27 protein-coding genes are annotated in these 26,149 nt (G+C 56.1%); 16 read left to right on the top strand and 11 right to left on the bottom strand.

Annotation, left to right across the window (positions count from 1 at the left end; translation table 11 throughout):
• Positions 1-2 precede the first annotated feature (2 nt).
• The 6 genes from hflC to rlmB all read left to right on the top strand — a co-directional run bounded on the left by hflC (position 3) and on the right by rlmB (position 6,607).
• Positions 3-1,007 (top strand): protease modulator HflC, encoded by a 1,005-nt coding sequence (hflC, locus tag CRO87_RS09795; RefSeq protein ID WP_097162733.1) that lies wholly within the window; start codon positions 3-5, stop codon positions 1,005-1,007.
• Positions 1,008-1,071: 64 nt separating this feature from the next.
• A complete protein-coding gene (locus tag CRO87_RS09790; protein ID WP_097162732.1) occupies positions 1,072-1,269 on the top strand; it encodes a DUF2065 family protein in 198 nt (65 codons plus the stop codon).
• Positions 1,270-1,371: 102 nt separating this feature from the next.
• Positions 1,372-2,670, top strand: a complete 1,299-nt coding sequence (locus tag CRO87_RS09785) for an adenylosuccinate synthase (RefSeq protein WP_097162731.1) — start codon at positions 1,372-1,374, stop codon at positions 2,668-2,670.
• A 138-nt stretch (positions 2,671-2,808) separates the two neighbouring features.
• Positions 2,809-3,234 (top strand): nitric oxide-sensing transcriptional repressor NsrR, encoded by a 426-nt coding sequence (nsrR, locus tag CRO87_RS09780; RefSeq protein WP_097162730.1) that lies wholly within the window; start codon positions 2,809-2,811, stop codon positions 3,232-3,234.
• Positions 3,235-3,272: 38 nt separating this feature from the next.
• On the top strand, positions 3,273-5,741 hold the full coding sequence (gene rnr / locus CRO87_RS09775; protein ID WP_097162729.1) for a ribonuclease R: 2,469 nt from the start codon (positions 3,273-3,275) through the stop codon (positions 5,739-5,741).
• 134 nt (positions 5,742-5,875) lie between these two features.
• On the top strand, positions 5,876-6,607 hold the full coding sequence (rlmB, locus tag CRO87_RS09770; protein WP_097162728.1) for a 23S rRNA (guanosine(2251)-2'-O)-methyltransferase RlmB: 732 nt from the start codon (positions 5,876-5,878) through the stop codon (positions 6,605-6,607).
• Positions 6,608-6,691: 84 nt separating this feature from the next.
• Here rlmB and CRO87_RS09765 read toward each other — a convergent pair whose 3' ends face one another.
• Entirely contained in the window at positions 6,692-7,984 is a 1,293-nt protein-coding gene (locus CRO87_RS09765; RefSeq protein ID WP_097162727.1) for an MFS transporter, read from the bottom strand.
• A 198-nt stretch (positions 7,985-8,182) separates the two neighbouring features.
• Between CRO87_RS09765 and CRO87_RS09760 the strand changes: the two genes are divergently transcribed.
• A complete protein-coding gene (locus tag CRO87_RS09760) occupies positions 8,183-9,805 on the top strand; it encodes an isovaleryl-CoA dehydrogenase (RefSeq protein ID WP_097162726.1) in 1,623 nt (540 codons plus the stop codon).
• Here the strand turns inward: CRO87_RS09760 and CRO87_RS09755 are convergent.
• The 3 genes from CRO87_RS09755 to bsmA form a co-directional block, all read right to left on the bottom strand.
• Entirely contained in the window at positions 9,802-11,733 is a 1,932-nt protein-coding gene (locus tag CRO87_RS09755) for a methyl-accepting chemotaxis protein (RefSeq protein ID WP_097162725.1), read from the bottom strand. The two genes, CRO87_RS09760 and CRO87_RS09755, sit on opposite strands and share 4 nt — an antisense overlap.
• 169 nt (positions 11,734-11,902) lie before the next feature.
• Positions 11,903-12,172, bottom strand: coding sequence for a DUF1471 family protease activator YjfN (yjfN, locus tag CRO87_RS09750; RefSeq protein ID WP_097162724.1), 270 nt, complete (start codon positions 12,170-12,172; stop codon positions 11,903-11,905).
• A 132-nt stretch (positions 12,173-12,304) separates the two neighbouring features.
• Positions 12,305-12,616 carry a biofilm peroxide resistance protein BsmA gene (gene bsmA, locus CRO87_RS09745; protein ID WP_255252504.1) on the bottom strand — a complete coding sequence of 104 codons (312 nt, stop codon included), beginning with the start codon at positions 12,614-12,616 and terminating at the stop codon, positions 12,305-12,307.
• Between the two features lie 206 nt (positions 12,617-12,822).
• Between bsmA and yjfP the strand changes: the two genes are divergently transcribed.
• Positions 12,823-13,536, top strand: coding sequence for an esterase (gene yjfP, locus CRO87_RS09740; protein ID WP_097162722.1), 714 nt, complete (start codon positions 12,823-12,825; stop codon positions 13,534-13,536).
• A gap of 66 nt (positions 13,537-13,602) precedes the next feature.
• Here the strand turns inward: yjfP and yjfY are convergent, their stop codons facing one another.
• Entirely contained in the window at positions 13,603-13,878 is a 276-nt protein-coding gene (yjfY, locus tag CRO87_RS09735; RefSeq protein ID WP_097162721.1) for a DUF1471 family protein YjfY, read from the bottom strand.
• 339 nt (positions 13,879-14,217) lie between these two features.
• Here yjfY and rpsF point away from each other — a divergent pair, with 339 nt between their 5' ends.
• From rpsF to CRO87_RS09705, 5 genes are all read left to right on the top strand, one after another.
• Positions 14,218-14,613, top strand: a complete 396-nt coding sequence (gene rpsF / locus CRO87_RS09725; RefSeq protein ID WP_096758559.1) for a 30S ribosomal protein S6 — start codon at positions 14,218-14,220, stop codon at positions 14,611-14,613.
• A 6-nt stretch (positions 14,614-14,619) separates the two neighbouring features.
• Positions 14,620-14,934, top strand: coding sequence for a primosomal replication protein N (gene priB / locus CRO87_RS09720; protein ID WP_097162764.1), 315 nt, complete (start codon positions 14,620-14,622; stop codon positions 14,932-14,934).
• A gap of 4 nt (positions 14,935-14,938) precedes the next feature.
• Complete coding sequence (gene rpsR, locus CRO87_RS09715; protein ID WP_002210155.1) at positions 14,939-15,166, top strand: 30S ribosomal protein S18; 228 nt, start codon at positions 14,939-14,941, stop codon at positions 15,164-15,166.
• Between the two features lie 39 nt (positions 15,167-15,205).
• Complete coding sequence (rplI, locus tag CRO87_RS09710; protein ID WP_097162720.1) at positions 15,206-15,655, top strand: 50S ribosomal protein L9; 450 nt, start codon at positions 15,206-15,208, stop codon at positions 15,653-15,655.
• 145 nt (positions 15,656-15,800) lie between these two features.
• Complete coding sequence (locus CRO87_RS09705; RefSeq protein WP_097162719.1) at positions 15,801-16,730, top strand: DMT family transporter; 930 nt, start codon at positions 15,801-15,803, stop codon at positions 16,728-16,730.
• 30 nt (positions 16,731-16,760) lie between these two features.
• On the opposite strand, the gene CRO87_RS09700 is transcribed toward CRO87_RS09705, so the two are convergent.
• Entirely contained in the window at positions 16,761-17,438 is a 678-nt protein-coding gene (locus tag CRO87_RS09700) for a LysM-like peptidoglycan-binding domain-containing protein (protein WP_097162718.1), read from the bottom strand.
• Between the two features lie 132 nt (positions 17,439-17,570).
• On the opposite strand from CRO87_RS09700, the gene fklB reads away from it, so the two are divergent.
• Both fklB and cycA read left to right on the top strand, forming a co-directional pair.
• Complete coding sequence (gene fklB, locus CRO87_RS09695) at positions 17,571-18,191, top strand: FKBP-type peptidyl-prolyl cis-trans isomerase (RefSeq protein WP_176504289.1); 621 nt, start codon at positions 17,571-17,573, stop codon at positions 18,189-18,191.
• A gap of 312 nt (positions 18,192-18,503) precedes the next feature.
• The gene (gene cycA, locus CRO87_RS09690) at positions 18,504-19,907 is read left to right on the top strand and encodes a D-serine/D-alanine/glycine transporter (protein ID WP_097162716.1); all 1,404 of its coding nucleotides are present in this window, start codon (positions 18,504-18,506) and stop codon (positions 19,905-19,907) included.
• A 98-nt stretch (positions 19,908-20,005) separates the two neighbouring features.
• On the opposite strand, the gene ytfE is transcribed toward cycA, so the two are convergent.
• The 4 genes from ytfE to CRO87_RS09670 form a co-directional block, all read right to left on the bottom strand.
• Positions 20,006-20,668, bottom strand: coding sequence for an iron-sulfur cluster repair protein YtfE (ytfE, locus tag CRO87_RS09685; protein WP_097162715.1), 663 nt, complete (start codon positions 20,666-20,668; stop codon positions 20,006-20,008).
• An 82-nt stretch (positions 20,669-20,750) separates the two neighbouring features.
• Complete coding sequence (locus CRO87_RS09680) at positions 20,751-21,725, bottom strand: DMT family transporter (RefSeq protein WP_097162714.1); 975 nt, start codon at positions 21,723-21,725, stop codon at positions 20,751-20,753.
• A gap of 73 nt (positions 21,726-21,798) precedes the next feature.
• Positions 21,799-22,623, bottom strand: coding sequence for an AraC family transcriptional regulator (locus CRO87_RS09675; protein ID WP_097162713.1), 825 nt, complete (start codon positions 22,621-22,623; stop codon positions 21,799-21,801).
• Positions 22,624-22,701: 78 nt separating this feature from the next.
• Entirely contained in the window at positions 22,702-23,550 is an 849-nt protein-coding gene (locus CRO87_RS09670) for an SDR family oxidoreductase (protein ID WP_097162712.1), read from the bottom strand.
• A 90-nt stretch (positions 23,551-23,640) separates the two neighbouring features.
• Between CRO87_RS09670 and CRO87_RS09665 the strand changes: the two genes are divergently transcribed.
• Positions 23,641-24,021: a helix-turn-helix domain-containing protein gene (locus CRO87_RS09665; RefSeq protein ID WP_255252503.1), complete on the top strand. Its 381-nt coding sequence runs from the start codon at positions 23,641-23,643 to the stop codon at positions 24,019-24,021.
• A 19-nt stretch (positions 24,022-24,040) separates the two neighbouring features.
• Here CRO87_RS09665 and CRO87_RS09660 read toward each other — a convergent pair whose 3' ends face one another.
• The gene (locus CRO87_RS09660) at positions 24,041-25,984 is read right to left on the bottom strand and encodes a bifunctional 2',3'-cyclic-nucleotide 2'-phosphodiesterase/3'-nucleotidase (protein WP_097162710.1); all 1,944 of its coding nucleotides are present in this window, start codon (positions 25,982-25,984) and stop codon (positions 24,041-24,043) included.
• Positions 25,985-26,149: the final 165 nt, after the last annotated feature.

Genomic DNA, 26,149 nt, shown 5'->3' with positions numbered 1-26,149 from the left:
CGATGCGTAAGTCAGTCATTGCAGTAATTATCATCGTGCTGGTCGGCCTCTACGCTTCAGTCTTTGTGGTGAAAGAGGGCGAGCGTGGTATCACCCTGCGATTTGGTAAAGTCGTTCGTGACGATGAAAACAAACCGCTGGTGTATGCGCCGGGCCTGCACTTTAAAGTGCCGTTTATTGAATCGGTTAAAACGCTGGATGCGCGCATTCAGACCATGGACAACCAGGCCGATCGCTTTGTGACCAAAGAGAAGAAAGACCTGATCGTTGACTCTTACATCAAGTGGCGCATCAGTGACTTCAGCCGTTACTATCTGGCAACTGGCGGCGGCGACGTCTCCCAGGCCGAAGTGCTGCTGAAACGTAAGTTCTCTGACCGTCTGCGTTCTGAAATTGGTCGCCTGGATGTGAAAGACATCGTCACTGATTCTCGTGGTCGTCTGACTATCGAAGTGCGCGATGCCCTGAACTCCGGGAGCTCCGGCGGCGATGACGAAGTCGCCACACCAGCAGCAGACAGCGCTATCGCTGAAGCTGCAGAGCGCGTAGTCGCAGAAACCAACGGCAAAGTGCCGGTAATCAACCCGAACAGTATGGCGGCGTTAGGTATTGAAGTGGTTGATGTTCGCATCAAGCAGATCAACCTGCCGGCGGAAGTGTCGGAAGCGATTTACAACCGTATGCGCGCCGAGCGTGAAGCGGTAGCCCGTCGCCACCGTTCACAGGGTCAGGAAGAAGCGGAAAAACTGCGTGCGGCAGCCGACTATGAAGTGACCAAAACGCTGGCAGAGTCCGAGCGTCAGGGTCGTATCATGCGCGGTGAAGGCGATGCAGAGGCCGCAAAACTGTTCGCCGATGCCTTCAGCCAGGATCCAGATTTCTACGCGTTCATCCGTAGCCTGCGTGCTTACGAGAACAGCTTTGAAAGCAATCAGGACGTGATGGTGCTGAGCCCGGATAGCGATTTCTTCCGCTACATGAAGACGCCGAGCAGCACGGTGCGTTAATATCACCGTAACGCTTTGAAAAAACCACCGCACCTGCGGTGGTTTTCTTTTATCAGGATGAACCATGAATTCAACAATCTGGCTGGCGCTCGCGCTGGTTCTGGTGCTCGAAGGCCTCGGGCCGATGCTCTATCCTCAGGCATGGCGCAAAATGGTGGCGGCGCTTTCACAGTTGCCGGATCACCTTCTTCGTCGTTTTGGTGGTGGTCTTGTGGTCGCAGGCGTGGTGATCTACTACATGTTGACGAAAACGATTGGCTGAGTAAAAAAACGGCGGAATCATCATTTCCAGGATGCAAAAAGTGCTGGTCATCATCGAAACCGATGGTAGAATCCATTTTTAAGCAAACGGTGATTTTGAAAAATGGGTAACAACGTCGTCGTACTGGGCACCCAATGGGGTGACGAAGGTAAAGGGAAGATCGTCGATCTTCTGACTGAACGGGCTAAATATGTTGTACGCTACCAGGGCGGTCACAACGCAGGCCATACTCTCGTAATCAACGGTGAAAAAACCGTCCTCCATCTTATTCCATCAGGCATTCTTCGTGACAACGTGACCAGCATCATCGGTAACGGCGTTGTGCTGTCGCCTGCTGCGCTGATGAAAGAGATGAAAGAACTGGAAGACCGTGGTATCCCGGTCCGCGAACGTCTGCTGCTCTCCGAAGCCTGCCCGCTAATCCTTGATTACCATGTCGCGCTCGACGTGGCTCGTGAAAAAGCGCGCGGCGCCAAAGCTATCGGTACCACCGGTCGTGGTATCGGTCCTGCTTATGAAGATAAAGTGGCCCGTCGTGGCCTGCGCGTTGGCGACCTGTTCGACAAAGCGACCTTCGCCGAAAAACTGAAAGAAGTGATGGAATATCACAACTTCCAGCTGGTGAACTTCTACAAAGCCGAAGCGGTTGATTTCCAGAAAGTGCTGGATGACGTGATGGCCGTTGCTGACATTCTGACCGCGATGGTTGTTGATGTTTCCGACCTGCTGGATCAGGCGCGTCAGCGTGGTGATTTCGTGATGTTCGAAGGTGCCCAGGGCACGCTGCTGGACATCGACCACGGTACCTATCCGTACGTAACCTCCTCTAACACCACCGCAGGTGGCGTGGCGACCGGCTCCGGCCTGGGCCCGCGTTATGTGGACTACGTCCTGGGCATCATCAAAGCCTACTCCACCCGCGTTGGCGCAGGTCCATTCCCGACTGAGCTGTTCGACGAAACCGGCGAGTTCCTCTGCAAGCAGGGTAATGAGTTTGGTGCGACCACCGGTCGTCGTCGTCGTTGTGGTTGGCTGGATGCTGTTGCGGTTCGCCGCGCCGTGCAGATTAACTCCCTCTCTGGCTTCTGCCTGACCAAGCTGGACGTGCTGGACGGCCTGAAAGAGGTGAAAATCTGCGTCGGTTACCGTATGCCGGATGGCCGCGAAGTGACCACCACGCCGCTGGCTGCCGACGACTGGGAAGGCATCGAGCCGATTTATGAGTCCATGCCGGGCTGGTCTGAAACCACCTTTGGCGTGAAAACCCACAGCGGCCTGCCTCAGGCGGCGCTGGACTACATCAAACGTATCGAAGAACTGACCGGCGTACCGATTGATATTATCTCAACCGGTCCGGACCGTACCGAAACCATGATCCTGCGCGACCCGTTCGACGCATAATCATGTCAGGGGCGCACTCTTTGCGCCCCTTTGTTCCCGCTTTCCGCCTTCCCCGCTTAAATTAATTAACCGCTACCTGGCTGGCTGGTTTATCATCAATGGTAATAACACCCCGTTTTTTCCCGCTTTGAGGTTGATGTGCAGTTAACGAGTTTCACCGATTACGGATTGCGTGCGCTAATCTATATGGCATCGCTGCCGGACGGCCGAATGACCAGTATCTCTGAGGTGACAGAGGTGTATGGCGTGTCCCGTAATCATATGGTTAAAATTATCAACCAGTTAAGTCGTGCAGGCTTTGTTGACGCCGTGCGAGGAAAAAACGGCGGTATTCGCCTGGGTAAACCAGCCCAAAGTATTGTTATTGGCGATGTGGTTCGTGAACTTGAGCCGCTAACGCTTGTGAACTGCAGCAGCGAGTTTTGCCATATAACGCCCGCCTGTCGTTTGAAACAGGCACTTTCTCAGGCCGTGAACAGTTTTCTCAAGGAGCTGGATAACTACACGCTGGCCGATTTGGTTGAAGAGAATCAACCACTTTATAAATTATTGCTGGTGGAGTGACCCGTCACTTCACCGGAGCTGACAACGGAGGAACCGCTATGTCACAAGATCCTTTCCAGCAACGCGAAGCCGAAAAATACGCGAACCCTATCCCAAGCCGGGAATTTATCCTCGATTTCATCACCCAACGCGAAAAACCGGTCAGCCGTGATGAGCTGGCAATCGAACTGAAAATCGAAGGTGAAGAGCAGCAGGAAGCCCTGCGTCGCCGCCTGCGCGCCATGGAGCGCGACGGGCAACTCGTTTTTACCCGCCGTCAGTGCTACGCGCTGCCGGAGCGTCTCGATCTGCTCAAAGGCAAAGTCATTGGCCACCGCGATGGCTTTGGCTTCCTGCGCGTTGAAGGGCGCAAAGACGATCTCTACCTTTCATCAGAGCAGATGAAAATGTGCATGCACGGCGATCTGGTGCTGGCACAACCGCTGGGGGCCGATCGTAAAGGTCGCCGCGAAGCGCGCATCGTGCGCGTGCTGGAGCCAAGAACCGGGCAAATTGTTGGCCGTTACTTTACCGACGCCGGTATCGGCTTCGTGGTGCCGGACGACAGCCGTCTGAGCTTCGACATCCTCATTCCGCCGGAAGAGTTAATGGGCGCACGAATGGGCTTTGTAGTGGTGGTTGAACTCACCCAGCGCCCGACCCGTCGCACCAAAGCTATCGGTAAAATCGTGGAAGTGCTCGGCGACAACATGGGCACCGGCATGGCAGTGGACATGGCGCTGCGCACTCATGAAATTCCGTACGTCTGGCCGCCTGAAGTTGAAAAGCAGATTGCGAACCTGAAAGAGCAGGTACCGGAAGAGGCGAAAATCGGCCGCGTAGATCTGCGTGATTTACCGCTGGTCACCATCGATGGTGAAGACGCCCGCGACTTCGATGACGCCGTTTTCTGTGAGAAGAAACGCGGCGGCGGCTGGCGCCTGTGGGTGGCCATTGCTGACGTCAGCTATTACGTTCGTCCGCCAACGCCGCTGGATACCGAAGCCCGCAACCGCGGCACCTCGGTCTACTTCCCGTCGCAGGTCGTGCCGATGCTGCCGGAAGTGCTTTCCAACGGCCTGTGCTCGCTGAACCCGCAGGTTGATCGCCTGTGTATGGTCTGCGAAATGACCATCTCGGCGAAGGGCCGCCTGACGAGCTACACGTTCTACGAAGCGGTAATGAGCTCCCATGCGCGTCTGACCTACAACAAAGTCTGGCATATGCTGCAGGGCGATCAGGATCTGCGCGAGCAGTATGCGCCGCTGGTGAAGCACATCGAAGAGCTGCATAACCTCTATAAAGTGCTGGATGCTTCTCGCGACGAACGCGGTGGGATCTCGTTTGAGAGCGAAGAGGCGAAGTTTATCTTCAATGCCGAACGCCGCATTGAACGCATTGAGCAAACTCAGCGTAATGATGCACACAAGCTTATCGAAGAGTGCATGATCCTCGCGAATATCTCGGCGGCGCGCTTCGTCGAGAAAGAGAATGAGCCTGCGCTGTTCCGTATTCACGACAAGCCGACCGAAGAAGCGATCACCTCCTTCCGCACGGTGCTTGCTGAGCTGGGCCTTGAGCTGCCAGGCGGCAGCAAACCGGAGCCGCGCGACTATGCGAAGCTGCTGGAGTCTGTTGCCGATCGTCCGGATGCAGAAATGCTGCAAACCATGCTGCTGCGCTCAATGAAGCAAGCGGTGTACGATCCGGAAAACCGCGGCCACTTTGGCCTGGCGCTTCAGTCCTACGCCCACTTCACTTCACCAATCCGCCGTTACCCGGACCTGACTCTGCACCGCGCCATCAAATATCTGCTGGCGAAAGATGAAGGGCACAAAGGCAACTCAACGGATACCGGCGGCTGGCACTACAGCATGGAAGAGATGCTGCAGCTGGGTCAGCACTGTTCGATGACCGAACGCCGTGCTGACGAAGCCACCCGTGAAGTCTCCGACTGGCTGAAGTGCGACTTCATGCAGGATCAGGTCGGCAACGTGTTCTCCGGCGTGATTGCCAGCGTGACGGGCTTCGGCTTCTTCGTGCGCCTCAACGATCTGTTTATTGACGGACTGGTACACGTGTCGTCGCTGGACAACGACTACTACCGCTTTGACCAGATTGGCCAGCGTCTGATTGGCGAATCCGGCGGCCAGACCTATCGTTTGGGCGATCGCGTGGAAGTGAAGGTTGAAGCCGTGAATATGGACGAGCGGAAAATCGACTTCTCGCTGATCTCCAGCGAGCGTGGCCCGCGTAACGTCGGCAAAACCGCCCGTGAGAAAGCGAAAAAACCCGCAGGTGGTAAACCTGGCGGTAAGCGCCGTGATGCAGGGAAAAAGGCTAACTTCGAGCCAGACAGTGCCTTCCGGGGCGAAAATGGCCCCGGGAAAAAGCCAAAGGCCCCTAAGTCGAAAGCGCTGAAGAAAGAGGCGGCCAGCAAAAAAGCCAAAAAACCGTCGGAAAAAACGCTTAAAATTGCCGCCGCCACCAAAGCGAAGCGCGCAACGAAGAAGCCGGCGGCAGAGTAAGAGATAAGCTCCTCTCCCCCAGGGAGAGGGGGAATATATGCAGCGAGCTTTCCAGAACGAAGCTCAGGGCTGTTCCCTCTCTCTGTGGGAGAGGGGAAAACCATATTTGAACTAACAGGTAACGAGTACCCTTCATGAGTGAAATGATTTACGGCATCCACGCGGTGCAGGCCCTGCTGGAGCGCGCTCCGGAACGTTTTCAGGAAGTCTTTATTCTGAAAGGCCGCGAGGACAAACGTCTGCTGCCGCTGATCCACGCGCTGGAAGCGCAGGGTGTGGTGATCCAGGTTGCGAACCGCCAGTTCCTTGACGAAAAGAGTGAAGGCGCCGTGCATCAGGGAATCATTGCCCGTGTGAAAGAGGGCCGTCAGTATCAGGAAAACGATCTGCCGGATCTGCTGGCTCAGTTAGACAACCCGTTCCTGCTGATCCTGGACGGCGTTACCGATCCGCACAACCTCGGCGCATGCCTGCGTAGCGCGGACGCGGCAGGTGTTCACGCTGTAATTGTTCCACGCGATCGCTCCGCCCAGCTGAATGCAACGGCGAAGAAAGTGGCCTGTGGCGCAGCCGAAAGCGTGCCGCTGATCCGCGTGACCAACCTCGCGCGCACCATGCGTCTGCTGCAGGAAGAGAATATCTGGATTGTGGGCACCGCTGGCGAAGCCGACCACACTCTGTATCAGAGCAAAATGACGGGCCGTATGGCGCTGGTGATGGGCGCTGAAGGTGAAGGCATGCGTCGCCTGACGCGTGAACACTGCGATGAGCTGATCAGCATCCCGATGGCGGGTAGCGTGTCATCGCTGAACGTTTCTGTTGCGACGGGCATCTGCCTGTTCGAGGCCGTGCGTCAGCGTAGCTGAATCTGATTTGCCCGGTGGCGCTGCGCTTACCGGGCCTACAAATCGTAGGCCGGGTCAGGCGAAGCCGCCACCCGGCACATCATTTTACTCATCCAGTGACCGCAAATGGTCATCTTTCCTCAGCGTCATCAGCGCGAAAATACTCACCACCGCCGTGGCCATCACGTAATAAGCCGGGATATCAAGATTACCCGTCTGCTTAATCAGCCCGGTGATAATCAGCCCTGCGCATCCGGAGAAAATGGCGTTCGACAGCGAATACGCCAGACCAAGCCCGGTGTAACGCACTTTGGTCGGGAACATCTCTGACAGCATCGCTGGCCCCGGGCCTGCCAGCATTCCCACCAGCCCTCCCGCAACGAATACCACTAAAGCCTTCACCAGCAGCGTGCTGGACTCCGCCTGCAAAACTTTCAGCAGCGGTAGGGCCAGTACCAGCAGCAGAACAGCAGCGAGCACCATCACCTTCCGACGGCCAATTTTGTCGCTCAGCATTCCCGACGGCAGAATGGTGGCGGCAAAGCCAATATTGGAGATAACGGCAATCAGCAGCGCCTGGTTAAAACCGGTATGCAGCGCCGATTGCAGATACGAAGGCATAATCACCAGGTAGGTGTACCCGGCTGCGGACCACACCATCAGTCGGCCAATACCAGTCACGATCGCTTTAAATGTGCCACTGAGGCCCGCCTTGACCGCAGGCGTGCTGGTTTTCTGCTGGCGCACAAAGCTCGGCGTCTCTTCCATATGCATGCGCAGCCAGAGCGCGATGGCCCCCATCGGCAGCGCTAAGAAGAACGGGACGCGCCAGCCCCAGTCAAGCATGGCTTCCGGCGTCAGCAGGGCAGACATCAGTGCGACGATCCCGGCACCAGCCAGCAGACCTAGCGCGACGGTGAAGGACTGCCATGCGCCGTACAGGCCGCGTTTACCGCGCGGGGCAAACTCCGTCATCAGCGAAACCGCGCCGCCGTATTCCCCACCGGCAAACAGGCCTTGCAGGATGCGCAGTGCGGTCAGCAGCAGCGGGGCGGCCACGCCAATGGAGGCATAAACCGGCACGAGGCCAATCGTCGTCGTGGCAAGGGTCATCATCACCAACACCAGAATCAGCGTGGGTTTACGCCCGATGCGATCGCCAATACGACCAAAGACAACCGCCCCCAGCGGGCGGAAGAAAAACGCCACCGCGAAGGCTGCATAGGTGAGGATAAGGCTGGTGAGCGGGGCTTCTCCCGCCAGCTGAAAGAAGTTTTTGGCGATAACCGTTGCCAGAAAACCGTACACGGCAAACTCATACCATTCGATAAAGTTGCCAATCGAACCGGCAATCAGCGCACGTTTGTGCGCCGCCGTTGCCACTGACCCTGTTTGCATAAACTGTCCCGTTGTAAACATCGCATTAACGTGTGAATAAATTATTCCACACATAAAACATAAGAAAATTTAAAATTCTTATGGCTGTGATGCGCTTCACGAAGCTTCGGCAGAATATTTTTTGTCCACGCTTTCACGGGCAGACTCACTGTGTGCTGACCATACTTACCGCTGATGTTGATGCCCGAAGGAGACAACATGCCCTGGCAAACCCATACCGTGTTCAACCAGCCACTGCCGCTCAATAACAGCAACCTTTTTCTCTCGGATACCGCGTTGCGAGAGGCCGTGTTACGGGAAGGTGCTGGCTGGGATGGTGACTTGCTGGCAAGCATCGGGCAGCAGCTCGGTGCGGCGGAATCGCTGGAGCTTGGGCGACTGGCGAACCTGAATCCGCCGGAGCTGCTGCGCTATGACGTGACGGGCGAGCGTCTGGACGACGTGCGTTTTCATCCTGCCTGGCATCTGCTGATGCAGGGGCTGTGCGCCAACCGGGTGCATAATCTTGCCTGGGAAGAGCAGGCAAGGGCCGGGTCGTTCGTGGCTCGCGCTGCACGTTTTACGCTTCATGCTCAGGTGGAAGCGGGCACCCTTTGCCCGGTAACCATGACCTTCGCTGCTGCTCCGCTGTTGCAGCAATTGATGCCGAAGCCTTTTGCCGAGTGGCTGACGCCGCTGATGAGCGATCGTTATGACTCTCATCTGCTGCCCGGAAGTCAGAAGCGTGGTCTGCTGATTGGCATGGGGATGACGGAAAAACAGGGCGGCTCAGATGTGCTCAGCAACACCACCCGTGCAGAGAAAATCGACGGCGATATGTACCGGCTGGTGGGGCATAAATGGTTTTTCTCGGTGCCACAAAGCGATGCGCACCTGGTCCTGGCCCAGGCAAAAGGGGGACTTTCGTGCTTTTTTGTTCCACGCTTTTTGCCTGACGGGCAGCGCAATGCCGTCAGGATGGAGCGCCTGAAAGATAAGTTAGGCAACCGCTCGAATGCCAGCAGCGAAGTGGAATTTACCGATGCCACCGGCTGGCTGCTGGGAGAAGAAGGCGAAGGCATCCGATTGATCCTGAAGATGGGCGGCCTGACGCGTTTTGACTGTGCGCTGGGGAGCCATGGCCTGATGCGTCGGGCGCTTTCGGTGGCGCTTTATCATGCTCACCAGAGGCAGGCATTCGGCAAGCTGCTTATCGAGCAACCGCTGATGCGCCATGTGCTCAGCCGGATGGCTCTGCAGCTGGAAGGGCAGACTGCGTTTCTGTTCCGCCTGGCCCGGGCGTGGGATAACCGCTCGTCGCCGGAATCGGCATTATGGGCGCGCCTGTTCACACCCACGGCCAAATTCGGGGTGTGCAAAGCGGGAATCCCGTTTGTGGCCGAAGCGATGGAGGTGCTCGGTGGCGTGGGGTATTGCGAAGATAACGAGCTGCCGCGCCTGTACCGTGAAATGCCGGTGAACAGTATCTGGGAAGGCTCAGGCAATATCATGTGCCTGGACGTTCTGCGTGTGCTGGCGAAGCAGCCGGGCATTCACGACCTGCTCGCGGATGATTTTGCGCAGGTGAAAGGCCTGGACAGGCACTTCGATCGCAGCTGGCGGCAGTTACAGCAGAAGCTGAATAAACCGCAGGAAGCGCAGGGCAGGGAGATCGCGCAGCAGCTCTTTTTACTGTGCGCCGGAAGTCAGATGCTGCGGCACGCATCGCCGCCCGTAGCGCAGGCGTGGTGCCGCATGATGCTGGATACCCGAGGCGGCACGCTGATGAGCGAGTCGGTACAGAATGACCTGCTGCTGCGTGCCACGGGCAGAGTCGGTTAAGGCTTCAACTGGAACAGACTCACCAGACGGGTGAGGTGCGATCCCTTCTCACGCAGCGTTTGCGCGGTTTGCTCGCTGCGCGAGACTCTGTCGGCGTTGATGTGCGATGCCTCACCAATGTGCGTCATCGCCAGATTCACCTGACCAATTCCCACTGACTGCTCGCGGGACGCGTGATTGATCCCGGTAACAAGTTGGCTGATGTTATCGATATGAACAGTAATGGAATCCATCGCCATGCGCGTCTGTTCAGACAACGCATGCCCTTCGCTCACCTTTTTCAGCGTGTCGCCAATCAACTGCTCAATCTCTTTCACCGCATTGGCGCTGCGTGCCGCCAGGGCGCGAACTTCCTGCGCCACCACCGCGAAACCTTTGCCATGCTCCCCCGCTCGCGCTGCTTCAACCGCCGCATTAAGCGCCAGAATATTAGTCTGGAAAGCGATGGACTCAATCACGCGGGTGATATCTTCGATGCGTTTCGATGCGGCGCGAATATCATCCATGGTGGAGACTGCGTGAGTGACCGTCTCGCCACCCTGATGCACCGCGCGTGAGGTTTCTCCCACCAGTTGCTGAGTTTGTTCCATGTTGTCGGCATTGTGCTGTACGGTCGCCGCTAATTGCTCCATGCTCGCAGAAGTCTCCTCAACGCTGCTGGCCTGCTTGTTGATCTGCTCCGAGATCTCACCGGTGTCTGAAGCCAGCGCGTTCGTCCCCAGATGGATTTCGCTGGCGGCCTCGCGGACCTGCAATACAATTTTTTGCAGACCGCCCCCGATACCGTTAATGGCACCAATCAACTGGCCGACTTCATCCTGACGCGTGACCGGCAGGCTGGAGCGAAGATCGCCCGCAGCATACTGGTTGGCAAGGTCGATCACCGAGCGCAGCGGGCGGGTCAGCATCCGGCGAATGATAATAACGAACAGTCCCGCGAAGAGCGCGGACAGCACTACGCCCGCCATCAGGAAGCGATCGCGCAGGGTTGTGACGTTTGAAAGCAGTACGGCTTTGTCCACTTCACCGACGATGGTCCAGTTCCAGCCCGGTAGCGGCGTATAGGCGACTTTTAGCGTCCGGCCATCCGGGCTCTTGCGCTCCAGCGTGCCAGGCTTAACGCTCAGAAGCTGCTGCTGTGTTGCCTGGTCCCAGGTAGGCAATTTGCCCTCTTCGCTTGTGTGGAACAGGTACTGTCCGCGCGTTTTGCCGTTGCTGCGGTCCAGTACAAAGAAGTGGCCGCTCTCGCCCAGACGACGGTTAAGGATTTTCTCGCGCATGACGTTCCACGAATGGGTGATGTCCACGCCGACAAAGATGATCCCGATAACCTGTCCTGCCGCATCCTTCACGGGCTGGTATTGCGTGATGTAGCGCTTGCCGAACAGCAGGGCCAGACCACGATAGACTTCCCCTTTGGTTGCAGACGCGAACGCCGGGCTGGTGGTGTCGAGCAGGGTCCCGATCGCGCGATCGCCATTCTCTTTGCGCAGCGAAGTGGCTACGCGGATAAAGTCATTGCCGCTGCGGACGAACAGCGTGGAGATGGCTCCCGTCCGGCTCAGGAAGTCATCAGAAAGCGTATTATTTTCATGTAACTCTGTTTCGCCGCCCTTCAGCAGAGGAACGTTGAGTCCGTTAATGGTCCGGCTCTGGCTGCTGTCCCTGGTGAGTGGCTGCGGCAAATAGGTGGTGAACAGACGGGTATAGCTTTCGACCTCTTCGCTCAGGCTGGTGTTGAACATCTGCACCATATCCACCATGCCGGTGGACTGGTTATGCAGGTCTTCAACCGCTAAATCTTCAAGCTGCTGGCTGGCTTTGTGGCTGAGCAGGAAAGTGAACAGCAAAAAAAGCGAGGCAACGCTCGCGCCCGTTAGCAGCGATAGCCTGGTGCCCAGACCTGCCCGGTGGAAAACAGTGATCATAAATTGCTCATCATTGAAAAGTTGTGGCTGTTCAACGGCAGAGCGGAGAGAACATTTATCCGTTTAATGTAAAAAAATGTCATTCAATTGTTTTTAATACGTTTATAAACGGATAAATCATTTGCAAAAACAGAAAACCACTAATTTTAAGGGGTTTTGTCGGAAGGGATTATGCATAAAGAATGGCCTGTACGCGCCAGTTATCGGCGTGCTGCTCTTCATACATTTGGATAATACGGTACCAGCTGGCCCCTTGCTCATCGGCTTTGCGGGCGATAACGTATTCGACGTCCTGGAGCGTGCCAGAAATATTGTTGACGGAAATCAGACCGATTTCGTTCAGTCCGGTAACACAATCGGCGCTGGCAAACTCCGCAGACTGCGCCGTGGTGCTTGAAAATCCTAAAGAAAAGGCATGTTTCATCGTCGTCAGCTCCATTTCACGTAACCCGAGGTAGCCCAGGGCAATCCATCGCGGCAGTCATCCCATCGTAAATCGGCATGACGCCATTGTGCATCGGGAAACGTGAATGGCTGAAAAGCAATGTAAATCTGGCTAAATAATCACCGCTTAGGGTTTGCGATACATTATCGCCTGTGAATACCATTGCCCCGGAACCATGGTGTCATCAATCATGACGATCACGTAGTAGTCCGCTTTGGCGGCGGTCACTTTCGCCTTGATATCGGCTTCAACATCCATCGGAGAGCCGTATATCATGGTGCTGACCGTGCCGATCTTTTGCAGGCCTTCCGTCTGGTTTTTCTGGATTTCCTGCGGGCGATCGGTTTTCGGCGGTGGTGCCTCAGGGGTGCCCTGAAGAACGCTACATCCGCCTAACAACAGCGCCAGAAGCAGTGGCGTAAAACGTCGCATAGCCATATCCCGTTTCCTGATAATCATGAGTGTAGTGATTAATAATTTGCCTTTAGGGGGAATGTTCCCGAACTGTTATCTTCGGCGCGATTTTCGAATGAAATTATCGTAAAAGCGTAATCCACGTCGCAACATTTAGCGCGCTGAACGTGGAGCAAACTTGCGCGTGAAATCGCTGCGTGTCATACCAGCATAAAAGAAGGAGAAGATAAATGATTGAACTTGAAGTGCGCAAGCTGGCCGACGTTGAAGTCCTGCATGCCTATCCCCAGGGAAAAGCGCAGGCGTCATTGCCCTGTGTCGTCTTTTATCATGGCTTTACCTCCTCGAAGCTGGTTTACAGCTATTTTGCCGTGGCGCTGGCTCAGGCTGGCTTTCGCGTCATTATGCCGGATGCGCCCGAGCACGGCTCACGATTTACTGGCGATGCTGGCGCACGGCTGCAGCACTTCTGGCCGATTTTGCTGCGCGGCTGTCAGGAGTTTGGGTCGCTGCGCGAGGCTATTGTTGAGCAAGGCTGGCTGGCGGAAGGGCGGCTGGCCGTTGCCGGGGCATCAATGGGAGCGATGACGGCGCTGGGGATCATGACGCATCACCCGGAAATCAAATGTGCCGCCAGCCTGATGGGCTCGGGCTATTTTATGTCGCTCTCCCGCACGCTCTTTCCCTCGCCTGAGTTTCCGAAGGCGCTCGCCGAGTGGGACGTCACCCATCAGCTGGAAAAACTTGCCGCGAAGCCTTTGTTCCTGTGGCACGGAGAGGAGGATGACATCGTCCCGGCGGCAGAAACGTTCCGCTTGCAGCAGGCGCTGCGTCAGGCCGGGCTGGATGAAAAGCTGACCTGCGAATGGCAGGCAGGCGTTCGCCACCGCATCACGCCGGAAGCGCTGGATGCGACGGTGGCGTTTCTCCGACAGCATTTGTGACAAAAAAAGCCCCCGGAGCCGGGGGCAGGTGAGTCAGGGCAAATACGTGCTTAGGATTTCCTGGTGCTAGCGGTAAACGTCAGCGCTGGCGTGAATAAGGCCATTGCTGCCGGGTTCATGGAGAAGGATTGGGTGAAAATATTTGGCGCCACGGGCGTCACTCTCTTCACTCAAGGCTTGATCTGCTTCGCTTTCGGTGGCGATGTTATGATTGATGTAAATGACGCCTAAGCTCTGCACATCGTCCATATTTCTGGCCTGTCGGCCGTCGATTTTGATGGCTGCCATCGCGTTTGCTGTGAGCAAAAGGGTAGCCATTAAGGCGATTGCGATGTTTTTCATGTGCGTTACTCCATACAGCCTGCTGCGTTAAACTGAAGTCTCCTGCGGTCTCCCGATAAGGTATGATGTAAGTGTAATCGTTCCTTTTCGATTCCATCACGACCATTTCTGATGCAGTTGTTCAAAAAATTGGCGCATTCCCTATTGCTCAATTTTAAGCCACTGACTTTCTTTCGCTTTGCCCTTCGTGCGAATTATTTGCGCAATCACCTTGAGTTTCCCCTTGGCCGCAAGTATGATTACGCGTCAATTTTTCAGCCGCCCTTTAACACGTTCCTTGCCTCCATGGGCCGCGGCTGACCCAGACAGGAGGCTGAATAATCCGTAAGGAGCAATTCGATGCGTCATTACGAAATCGTTTTTATGGTCCATCCTGACCAGAGCGAACAGGTTCCGGGTATGATCGAGCGTTACACTGGTGCAATCACTGCAGCAGAAGGTACGATCCACCGTCTGGAAGACTGGGGCCGCCGTCAGCTGGCTTACCCGATCAACAAACTGCACAAAGCTCACTACGTTCTGCTGAACGTTGAAGCACCGCAGGAAGTGATCGATGAGCTGGAAACAAACTTCCGCTTCAACGATGCCGTTATCCGCAGCATGGTTATGCGTACTAAACACGCTGTAACAGAAGCATCTCCAATGGTTAAAGCGAAAGACGAGCGTCGTGAGCGTCGCGATGATTTCGCTAACGAAACCGCAGATGATGCTGAAGCTGGGGATTCTGAAGAGTAATTGCTGATGGCCAACCGTCTGGCGTTGTCCGGCACCGTGTGCAGGGCGCCCCTGCGAAAGGTCAGCCCATCAGGAATTCCTCACTGCCAGTTCGTGCTTGAGCACCGTTCTGAGCAGGAGGAGGCCGGTTTCCACCGGCAGGCGTGGTGTCAAATGCCAGTTATTATTAGCGGGCATGAGAACCAAGCCATTACTCACAGTATAACGGTCGGCACGCAAATCACCGTTCAGGGCTTTATCAGCTGCCACAAGGCGCGAAATGGTCTGAGCAAAATGGTGTTGCATGCCGAGCAGATTGAATTGATAGATTCTGGAGACTAGCCAAATGGCACGTTATTTCCGTCGTCGCAAGTTCTGCCGTTTCACCGCGGAAGGCGTTGTAGAGATTGATTACAAAGACATCGCTACGCTGAAAAACTACATTACCGAAAGCGGTAAAATTGTCCCGAGCCGTATCACCGGTACTCGTGCAAAATACCAGCGCCAGCTCGCTCGTTGCATCAAGCGCGCTCGCTACCTGTCCCTGCTGCCATACACTGATCGTCATCAGTAATCGGCCGCCGTCTATTAACGACTTTAAGAGGATAAGGTAATGCAAGTTATTCTGCTTGATAAAGTAGCAAACCTGGGCAGCCTGGGTGATCAGGTTAACGTTAAAGCGGGCTACGCTCGTAACTTCCTGGTTCCACAGGGTAAAGCTGTTCCAGCTACCAAGAAAAACGTTGAGTTCTTCGAAGCACGTCGCGCTGAACTGGAAGCCAAACTGGCTGACGTTCTGGCTGCTGCAAATGCACGCGCTGAAGCAATCAATGCACTGGGCACTGTTACCATCGCGTCTAAATCTGGCGACGAAGGTAAACTGTTCGGTTCTATCGGTACTCGCGACATCGCTGACGCAGTTTCTGCTGCAGGCGTTGCTGTTGCTAAGAGCGAAGTTCGCATGCCGAACGGCGTTCTGCGTACCACTGGTGAGCACGAAGTGGACTTCCAGGTTCACAGCGAAGTGTTCGCTAAACTGGTAGTAAACGTGGTTGCTGAGTAATTCGTTACTCTGTAGCACGACAAATCGCCGGCCCTGTGCCGGCGTTTTGCTTTCTGGCGTTCGCACTTTCTCACTTGTATGGTAGCTATTCCAACGGCAATTCCGGATAATGAATTAAAACGCGATTTTAATTCAGGTTTAGCTCATGGACAGTGTGACACCCGCCCCGTTGTTTACCCGTAAAAATGTCGTTTATGCAGGCGCCACGCTCTGCTGTTTATTGTGGGGAAGCTCGTATCCCGCCATTAAAAACGGCTATGAAATTTTCCAGATAGCGACCGACGACATCCCGTCGAAAATCATCTTTGCCGGCTACCGCTTCCTGTTCGCAGGGCTGCTGTTATTGCTGTTTGCTATGGCGCAGCGTAAGCCCATTGCGCGCCTGAACGCCCGCCAGTTTGGCCAGCTGACGCTGCTCGGCCTGACGCAAACCTCCATCCAGTACGCCATTTTTTACATTGGGCTCGCGTTCACAACTGGCGTGAAAGGCTCAATCATGAATGTGACGGGCACCTTCTTCAGCGTGCTGCTGGCGCACTTCATCTACCAGAATGACAAACTGAGCTACAACAAAACGATTGGCTGTATCCTCGGCTTTGCCGGGGTGATGCTGGTGAACTTCAGCCATTCACTGATGGACTTCAGCTTCGTCTGGCAGGGCGACGGCTTTGTGGTGCTGGCGGCGTTTATCCTCTCGGCGGCGACGCTGTACGGCAAACGCATTTCGCAGACGGTCGATCCAACCGTAATGACCGGCTGGCAGCTCGGCATTGGCGGCCTGGCACTGGTTATAGGTGGCTATCTGAGCGGCGGCACGCTGACGTTCCACGGCATTGATTCTGTTGCCGTGCTCGGCTATCTGACGCTGCTTTCTTCCGTGGCGTTTGCGCTCTGGAGCACGCTGTTGAAATACAACCGCGTCAGCATGATCGCGCCTTTCAACTTTGTGATCCCGGTTGCGGGCACGGTTCTGTCCGGTATCTTCCTCGGCGAGAACATTCTGGAGTGGAAATATGCGCTGGCGCTGGTGCTGGTGTGCTCGGGGATCTGGTGGGTCAACAAGAGAAGTGCGTGAGAGATGCCCGGCGAGTGCCGGGCAAGATAATTAGCGAGCGCGGATATAGCTGCCGTCGGCCTGGCGGGTAAACAGCACCTGTTGCCCGTTGCCGCTGTCAATCGTCAGGCCAGTCACTACACCGTTGGCATTCTGGCGCACCTGCACCATTTGCCCGGCCTGTAATGTACTGAGCGGTTTGCCTGCCCCTTCCACCTTAGACATCGCGTAAACGTCCGTTGGCGGCAGGTTGTGATCGCGGAACAGCTGCGCCAGGGTTTTACCCGGCTCGACGCGATAGCTGCGCCACTGCTGTTCAATGCCCGGCACGGACTGGGTTTGCGCAGGAGTGCTTTGCTGTTGAGGCTGAGTCTGAACCTGCTGCGGCTCGTCGTCCGGCTGAACTTCCTGAACCACTTCTGGCGCGGCAGGTGCCGCCTGATCCGGGTCGCTCACTGTCGGACTAGAAGAAACCAGCGGAGGCAGCGGCTGTTGCAGGTTGCCCTGCTGCGGTTGGGACTGCGACTGCATATCGAGCTGCGCGTTGCGGCTCACCGGTTGTTCAGGCGCGTTGTCGGCGGAAGGAAGCAGAAAACCGAGAATGACCAGCAGAAAGCTGGCAATAATACCGCGACGATGCAGCGGCGGCAGCGGGTCCATCAGCCTGAAATCATCCGGGGCATGCCAAATTTTTAACAACAAAGGTTGTAGTGCGAATCGCCCGGGCATGGGTCACCTCCTGCTCCGCGTTTCCCTGTTTTGTCCCTCAGTATATACATAATTCTGCCGAGACAAAGTTTTACCCGATGCGGCCTGGCTGGTATGCTGCCCGCTGATTTTCATCCGATGAAAGGAAAGACCATGGCAACCCCGACTTTTGACACCATTGAAGCCCAGGCCAGTTACGGAATCGGCCTCCAGGTAGGACAACAGCTCAGCGAATCCGGCCTGCAGGGCCTGCTGCCGGAAGCACTGGTTGCTGGTATTGCTGACGCCCTGGAAGGCAAGCAGCCGCAGGTTCCGGTGGACGTGGTACACCGTGCGCTGCGCGAAATTCACGAGCGTGCTGATGCAGTGCGTCGTGAGCGTTTTGAAGCCATGGCGGCAGAAGGCGTGAAATATCTGGAAGAAAACCGTGAGAAAGAAGGCGTGAGCAGCACCGAGTCCGGTCTGCAGTTCCGCGTTCTGACCCAGGGCGAAGGTGCTATCCCGGCCCGTACTGACCGCGTACGCGTTCACTACACCGGCAAACTGACCGACGGTACCGTGTTTGACAGCTCCGTCGCGCGTGGCGAACCAGCTGAATTCCCGGTTAACGGCGTGATCCCAGGCTGGATCGAAGCGCTGACCCTGATGCCGGTTGGCTCCAAATGGGAACTGACCATCCCGCAAAACCTCGCCTACGGCGAGCGCGGTGCTGGCGCATCCATCCCTCCTTTCAGCACCCTGGTTTTCGAAGTCGAACTGCTCGAAATCCTGTAAGGCCGCTGTTTCCTCTCCCGGTAACGGGAGAGGACGTCTAAAATCAGTGCAAAATCCCTAAGTTAGAAGTTTGTTAGCATTTAATCTTGCTTTGTGGCGCAGGCAGTGTATTTTTGTGAGCTGTTTCGCGTTAACAGAGTGATATAACACTCACTTTAAACATCTTATTAACATAATAACCAATTCATAGTATTCAACCCGCCGATTCTTACCTACTATCGATCAGTCAAAAAACTGAAACCTCGTCAGGGGTATTCAATGGCCGAAGAGCCATAAAGCACAACACAACAGGAACAACAGGAAGAAAATCACATGGTAGATCAGGTAAAAGTTGGGGCTCAAGAAGACGCCCCGACGGAACAGTCGCTGCGGCGCAATCTCACTAACCGGCATATTCAGCTGATAGCCATCGGCGGCGCGATAGGCACCGGCCTGTTTATGGGCTCGGGCAAAACCATCAGCCTGGCCGGGCCATCGATCATTTTCGTTTATATGATCATCGGCTTTATGCTCTTTTTCGTCATGCGCGCAATGGGTGAATTGCTGCTGTCGAATCTCGAATACAAATCCTTCAGCGATTTCGCCGCCGACCTGCTCGGCCCGTGGGCCGGGTATTTCACCGGCTGGACCTACTGGTTCTGCTGGGTAGTCACCGGGATGGCGGATGTGGTGGCGATAACCTCATACGCTCAGTTCTGGTTCCCGGGGCTTTCCGATTGGGTGGCCTCGCTCGCGGTCATTCTGCTGCTGCTGGGCCTGAACCTCGCCACCGTGAAGATGTTCGGCGAGATGGAGTTCTGGTTTGCGATGATCAAAATCGTCGCCATCGTTGGCCTGGTAATTGTCGGCCTGGTGATGGTGATGACGCACTTCACCTCCCCGAGCGGCGTGCAGGCCTCGTTCGACCACCTGTGGAACGACGGCGGCTGGTTCCCGAAAGGCATCAGCGGCTTCTTTGCGGGCTTCCAGATAGCGGTGTTTGCCTTCGTAGGCATCGAACTGGTGGGCACCACGGCGGCGGAAACCAAAGATCCAGAGAAGTCACTGCCGCGCGCGATTAACTCGATCCCGATTCGTATCATCATGTTCTACGTCTTCGCGCTGGTTGTGATCATGTCGGTGACGCCGTGGGGCTCGGTAGTTCCGGATAAGAGTCCGTTTGTGGAATTGTTCGTACTGGTGGGTCTGCCTGCGGCGGCGAGCATTATTAACTTTGTGGTGCTGACGTCAGCAGCCTCATCCGCGAACAGCGGCGTATTCTCTACCAGCCGTATGCTGTTCGGCCTGGCGCAGGATAAGATGGCACCGAAGGCTTTCGCGACGCTGTCAAAACGCGCCGTTCCGGCAAAAGGGCTGACCTTCTCCTGCATCTGCCTGCTCGGCGGCGTGGTGATGCTCTATGTGAACCCAAGCGCTATTGCGGCGTTCACTATGATCACCACCGTGTCAGCGATTCTGTTTATGTTCGTGTGGACCATCATTCTCTGCTCGTACCTGGTCTACCGTAAACAGCGCCCGCAGCTGCACGAAGCGTCGAAATACAAAATGCCGCTCGGCAAGCTGATGTGCTGGGTTTGCATGGCGTTCTTCGTGTTCGTGCTGGTGCTGCTGACGCTGGAGGACGATACCCGTCAGGCGCTGATCGTCACCCCGTTGTGGTTTATCGTGCTGGGGCTGGGCTGGCTCTACGCCGGGAAAAAACGGTTAGTGAAGTAAGTCAGGAAATCTGTTGCCCGGCGGCACTTCGTTTGCACGGGCCTACAGTTCAATACCCTTTGTAGGCCCGGTAAGCGCTAGCGCCACCGGGCATTTTTTTACTCTCCCGCCAAAGCACGCGGGAACAGCACGTTGTTTTCCAGGCTGATATGCTCCATCAGATCGTCAATCAGCTCATTAATGCCGTTATACATCGCCTTCCAGGTGGTGCAGGCTTCCGGCGGCGGCGTCACGTTCTGGGTGACGTGCTTAATCACTTCCAGCAGTTCACCCGCTTCATCATGCTCGCTTTCCATCACGCTGATGGGGCCCATCGCCTGAGTGCCCATGCCCTGTTTGATCATCGGGAAAAGGATCTGCTCCTCTTTCATCATATGGCTGGAGAGTTCCTGATGCAGTGCGGTCAGGTATTTGGTGAGCCCTTTCGGCACGTTCGGTTTGTCGGCGTGAACGCGTTCCACTTTGGTGGCCTGCAAAATCAGCTCCGGCAGCTGTTCGCGGTGGCGGTCGTGATAGCGCACCAGGATGTGATCGATAATCTCTGCCAGCGGCGTGGTGCGCCACTCTTTCTCGACCGGCGCTTCAGCCAGCGTTGCCAGCTCTGCCTCAATCACGGCAACGTCCAGATCCTTGCGTGCCGCCGCTCGCTCCAGCGTTTGCTTCCCGCCGCAGCAGTAATCCATATCATATTTACGGAACAGCGCAGACGCGCGCGGAATGGAGAGAGCCAGTTCACCTAAGGGTTGATCGCGGAAGGCCATAGTCGTTACCTCATCTGTAAAATATAAGATGCATTTTAAATGCATCTTTAAGATAAGGAAATACCCCTTAAGGAATAACGCACTATTTTATAGGGTCTTCATGCAGCGCCTCGAGAAGCGGCTTCTGTGGCTTGCTGCGAACGGCAATCACCACCCCGATGACCAGCAGCGCAATGCCGGTGAGGGTCAGCAGCGGCGGCACGCTCTGGCGCAGCATAAAGGTATAGAGCAGGCCCGCCAGGGTTTCGAACACGATAAGCGGCCCGACAATCACCGTAGGCAGACGCTGGCTGGCGATGTTCCAGCACAGCGCGCCGATCCAGGAGCAGAACACGGCAATGGCGATCATCAGGGTGATAAAGACTTCCGGGCGAGGACCGAACGGTAGCGGGAAGCTCTCGCCTTTACCGCTCAACCACAGGCAGGCCAGCACGTAGCCGAGCAGCGATACCGGCAGCGTCACCAGCGCCTGCGCGGTGGCCCACATCATCGGATGCTTATCCGGATTTTCACGCAGCCAGCGGGCGTTTCGCAGCGCGTACCACGCCCAGCAAACCACGGAAATCAGCGCCAGGCCGATGCCGCTGCCATAGCGCCACCAGCTGAAGTCGGCCAGCCCATGACGTAGTTCGGCGATATTCACGCACAGTAACCCCAGCGCGATGCAGCCCAGTGCCGGGGCCATGCTCAGCCAGGAGAGCTTCCCGTCACGCTGGCTGTAAAGCAGGTTGGCAAACACCGGGATCACCACCGGGAGCGTGCCGATAATCATGGTGGAGACGGGGGCTCCGGCGCGCTGAATGGCGCTGGCAAGGCAGACGTAATAGATAAGGTTGCCCATCATCGTCAGGCCCAGCGCCGTCAGCCAGTCGCGCTTGCCGAGCAGTTTAAGCTGCGCCCGACCCAGCCACGCCAGCGGCAGGGCGATAAGCCCCAGCGCCAGATAGCGGCCCATCGACTGCAATACCGCCGGGTACTCCGGCACCAGCAGCGGCCCGACGAAAATTAATCCCCACATCAGCCCTGCCAGCAGGGCATACAGCACACCACTCATCATTTTTGCCACCTTTTTGGTTTACAGCCGCAGTGTAAGGAGGCGCAAAGCAGGGCGTATTGTATGAGGTTGCGCATCAGCGCGGAAAAACCTGCTTCTGATAGCGCACGGGGGTGATGCCATAGCGGCGGGTAAAGGCGCGGGTAAGGTGGGACTGATCGGTGAGGCCCGTGGCGGCAGCCACTTCGGCGGCGGGCATTCCACGGGTCAGGAAATCTTTGGCGCGCCACAGGCGGATCGCCATCAGCATCTGATGCGGTGTGACGTGATAGCGGGCCTTGAACTGGCGCTGAAAGTGATACGGGCTGAGTGACACCACGGCAGCCAGTTCATCGAGCGTCAGGGCGTGCATATAGTTGTCGTGCAGGAATTCACGCACACGCTCAAAGCGATGTGCGCCTTCGCATGAGACTGGCGCGTGTTTTGCGAAAGGGCTGAAGGTTTCAATCAGGTTCAGCAGCAAACCTTTTTGAGCGAGCGGGTCATGAGTATTCCACAAGCCATAAATCTGCTGACAGAGCAGGGCGGAACGCTGTGCATCGTGGCGAACCACATCGCTGAACCACCAGTGGCGAACGCCGGTGACCTCTTCCAGCAAATCTGGCTCGAGATACACCATCCGGTAGCGCCAGCCGTCGGCGGTTGCCGCTTCGCCGGTGTGCAACTCATCCGGGTTCATGGTGACAACGGAATTGGCCGGGGCCACGTGCTGAGTACCCCGATAGCGAAAACGCTCGGCACCCAGTTCTATCGCCCCAATGCCAAAGGCTTCATGCGTGTGCGGCTCAAAGGCGTAACGTGAGATATGCGCGTGATAAAGCTCCACCCCAGGCACTTCTGCCAGGTGGCGGAAGCTGGCGCTGTCTCTTTCGTCTGTGAACTGCTGAGGAACACCCTGCACGCTAACCTCCCACGGAATATCCCGACATTATCGAAGATACTCCGTGGGTGTGCCACAAAAATGAGCAGCTTTCAGCGCTTACAGAATGCTTTTGACGCTTTCAGACAGCGGCGTGGTCGGGCGCTGAATCAGCTTGCTCAGCGTATGGCTGTCATCAAACAGGCCGCCTTTCGACGCGCCGATATCCGAATCTGCCAGCATGTCTGCGAGGCCCGCAGGCAGGCCCACGCCTTTCAGCGCCGCCGCGAAGTCAGCCTCGCTCAGGTTCTGGTAGCTCACCGGTTTGCCACTTTGTTTGCTCAGTTCGGAGGCCAGCTCGCTGAGTGTCCAGGCGTTGTCGCCCGCCAGCTCATAGATTTTCCCTGCGTGGCCGTCGCTGCTGATAACGCGAGCCGCGGCAGCCGCGTAGTCTGCGCGAGGCGCCGCTGCGATTTTGCCTTCTCCGGCGGAACCAATAAACACGCCGTGCTCAATGGCTGGCGGCGCGCTTGCCAGATAGTTTTCGGTGTACCAGCCGTTGCGCAGCAGTGCGTAAGGAATGCCTGATTCCGCCAGCATTTTCTCAGTGGCAACGTGTTCAACGTGCAGGCCGAGCGGGGATTTATCCGCATGCAGTAGGCTGGTATACGCAATGAATTTCACGCCTGCCGCTTTGGCGGCGCGGATGGCATTGCCGTGCTGCTCAGCGCGTTTGCCTACTTCACTGCCGGAAATCAGCAGCAGTTTGTCCACGCCCTGAAGGGCTTTGCTCAGCGTCGCTTCGTCGTTGTAGTCGCCCTGACGAACGTCGATGCCTTTGTCGCTCAGCGCCTGAGCTTTTGCCGGGTTACGCACAATGGCGACCAGCTGGCTGGCTGGGACGGTTTTCAGCAGGTCTTCAATAACGAGTTGGCCAAGCTGGCCGGTTGCGCCGGTAATTGCGATCATGAGGTGACTCCTTGGTGTTTGTCTTCAGTGGTGATACGCTAACACCCTTACTAACTTTTAGTAAGTACGTACAAAAAGGTAAGTGTGAAAATGACGACCCCAACCCTCAGAGAACAAATGCGCGATGGCAATCTGTTTGCCGAACAGTGTCCTTCCCGCGATGTGTTAAAGCACGTCACCAGCCGCTGGGGCGTGCTGATCCTTGTGGCGCTGCGTGATGGCACGCATCGCTTCAGTGATTTGCGGCGCAAGATGGGCGGAGTGAGTGAAAAAATGCTGGCGCAGTCCTTACAGGCGCTGGAGCAGGACGGCTTTCTCGTTCGCGTTTCTTACCCTGTGGTGCCGCCGCACGTGGAATACAGCCTGACGCCGCTCGGTTTACAGGTGAGTGAGAAAGTGGAAGCGCTGGCCGACTGGATTGAGCTGAATCTGCCGCAGGTGATGGCCAACTGGGATGAGCGGGCGGCATGATTACCGCCCGGTTTTAACGTTACTTCGACAAATCGACCTGATACACGGCAAAACCAATCTCGTCGGTGCCGACCTGTTTCATTGGATACTGCGCTTTGTCTTTGATAAACGCTGCTGCTTTCTCCGTGGGTGACGTTTCGAAGCGAATATCCAGCGGCGTGGCTGACTGAATCGGCGCTAAACGCCAGTTGTTGTCCGCCGCCGGGTGAATTTCACCGTGCTTTTTAGACTCCGCACTTATCCATGCCGCCAGCACCGAACGGTTCTCATCCGGTGAGGCAAAAGCGATATGGCTGTCGCCGGTGCCCGCAAATTTGCCGCCATAGGCGCGATAGTTGTTGGTGGCGACCAGGAAAGTGGCCTTCGGATCGATGGGCTTCCCGTTGAAGGTCAGGTTTTTGATGCGTTCCGCGTCAGGGTTCACGCTCTGGCATTCGCCGTCGTAGCGCGCAGGCTGGCTGACGTCGATTTGGTAGTTCACGCCGTCGATCACGTCGAAGTTGTAGGTGCGGAAGCCATCCCAGTTGATGAGCGACTGCGGTTTAGCGCTGTTGACGTCAATCTGATTAAACTGCCCGGCGGAGCACTCCAGCCACTCCTTAACCTCTTTACCGCTGACCTTCATCACCACCAGAGTATTCGGATAAAGATACAAATCGGCGGCATTGCGGAAGGTGAGCTGACCTTTTTCCACTTCGGTGTAGCTCGCCGGATCGTTTTTACGCCCGCCCGCTTTAAACGGTGCGGCAGCTGAAAGGACAGGCAGCTTCGCCAGATCCGGATCGCCCTGAATGAAATGCTCGACGTAGGCTTTCTGCGCCATATTCACGACCTGTACGGTCGGGTCATCCTGCACCAGCGACAAATAGCTGTACATGTTGTCTGACGACTTGCCGATCGGCTTGCTGACAAAGGCGCGGGTGGCGTCATGATCGTCTTTCAATACCTTCACCAGGTTTGCATCTTCCGCGGCGAGAGATTTCTTCGCCACTGGATCGTAAATCGGGCGCGCTTCAGCTTTGGACTGCGTCACCTGCCATTTACCGCTGTCATTGTTCAATACCAAATCGACCACGCCTAAATGATCGCCCCACATGCCTGGCATCACGGCAGGCACGCCGTTCAGGAGACCTTTCTCAATATCGGCCCCTTTAATGCTGGCGAAATCTTTCGACGGGAATACCGCATGCGCGTGGCCGAACATGATGGCGTCCACGCCCGGCACCTGGCTCAGGTAGTAAACGGAGTTTTCGGCCATCGCCTGATACGGAGCGGCGGAAAGACCCGAGTGGGCAATGACGACGACCACATCTGCACCTTTCTCGCGCATTTCAGGCACGTATTTGCGCGCGGTTTCAGTGATGTCGTTGACCGTCACCTTGCCCGTCAGATTGGCCTTATCCCACGTCATGATCTGCGGCGGCACGAAACCGATGTAGCCGATTTTCAGCATTTGCGGTTTGCCGTCTTTATCGACGACTTTTGTCTCTTTAATCAAATAAGGGGTAAACAGCGGTTTTTTGGTCTTAACGTCGATGATATTGGCGTTAACGTACGGGAATTTCGCCCCGTTGATGGCTTTGTGCAGATATTCCAGCCCGTAGTTAAATTCATGATTGCCGAGGTTACCGACGGCGTAATCGAGCGTGTTCATCGCTTTGTAAACAGGATGCACATCTCCCGTTTTTAATCCTTTGGCCGCCATATAATCGCCGAGCGGACTCCCCTGAATGACGTCGCCGTTGTCCACCAGCACGCTGTTTTTGACTTCCTCACGCGCGGCGTTGATAAGGCTTGCGGTCCGCACCAGGCCGAATTTTTCCGTCGCGTTATCTTTGTAGTAGTCGAAGTCCATCATGTTGCTGTGCAGGTCGGTGGTTTCCATGATCCGCAGATCCACCGTCGCGGCGTGCACGCTGGCGGCAATCAGCGTAGCCAGGAGCGTTGCGCTAAACTTAATCATCAGAGGCGTCCTTTATTGATCGGGGGCACAAAAGAGAAAAGGGTATACATCCTGTTGCTTACAGAAGTGTGAAGCTTGCCAGAAAGTTGTGCGAGGAAACGGGCAACGCTTCACAGATAGCGCAATTTGTCGCGATGGGATATAACTAAAACAACGAGTTAACGC

This window comes from Enterobacter sp. CC120223-11, assembly GCF_900215375.1.
Taxonomy (GTDB): Bacteria; Pseudomonadota; Gammaproteobacteria; order Enterobacterales; family Enterobacteriaceae; genus Scandinavium.
The sequence above is the reverse complement of the archived record's forward strand: the minus strand, read 5'-3'. Positions and strand labels throughout refer to the sequence as shown.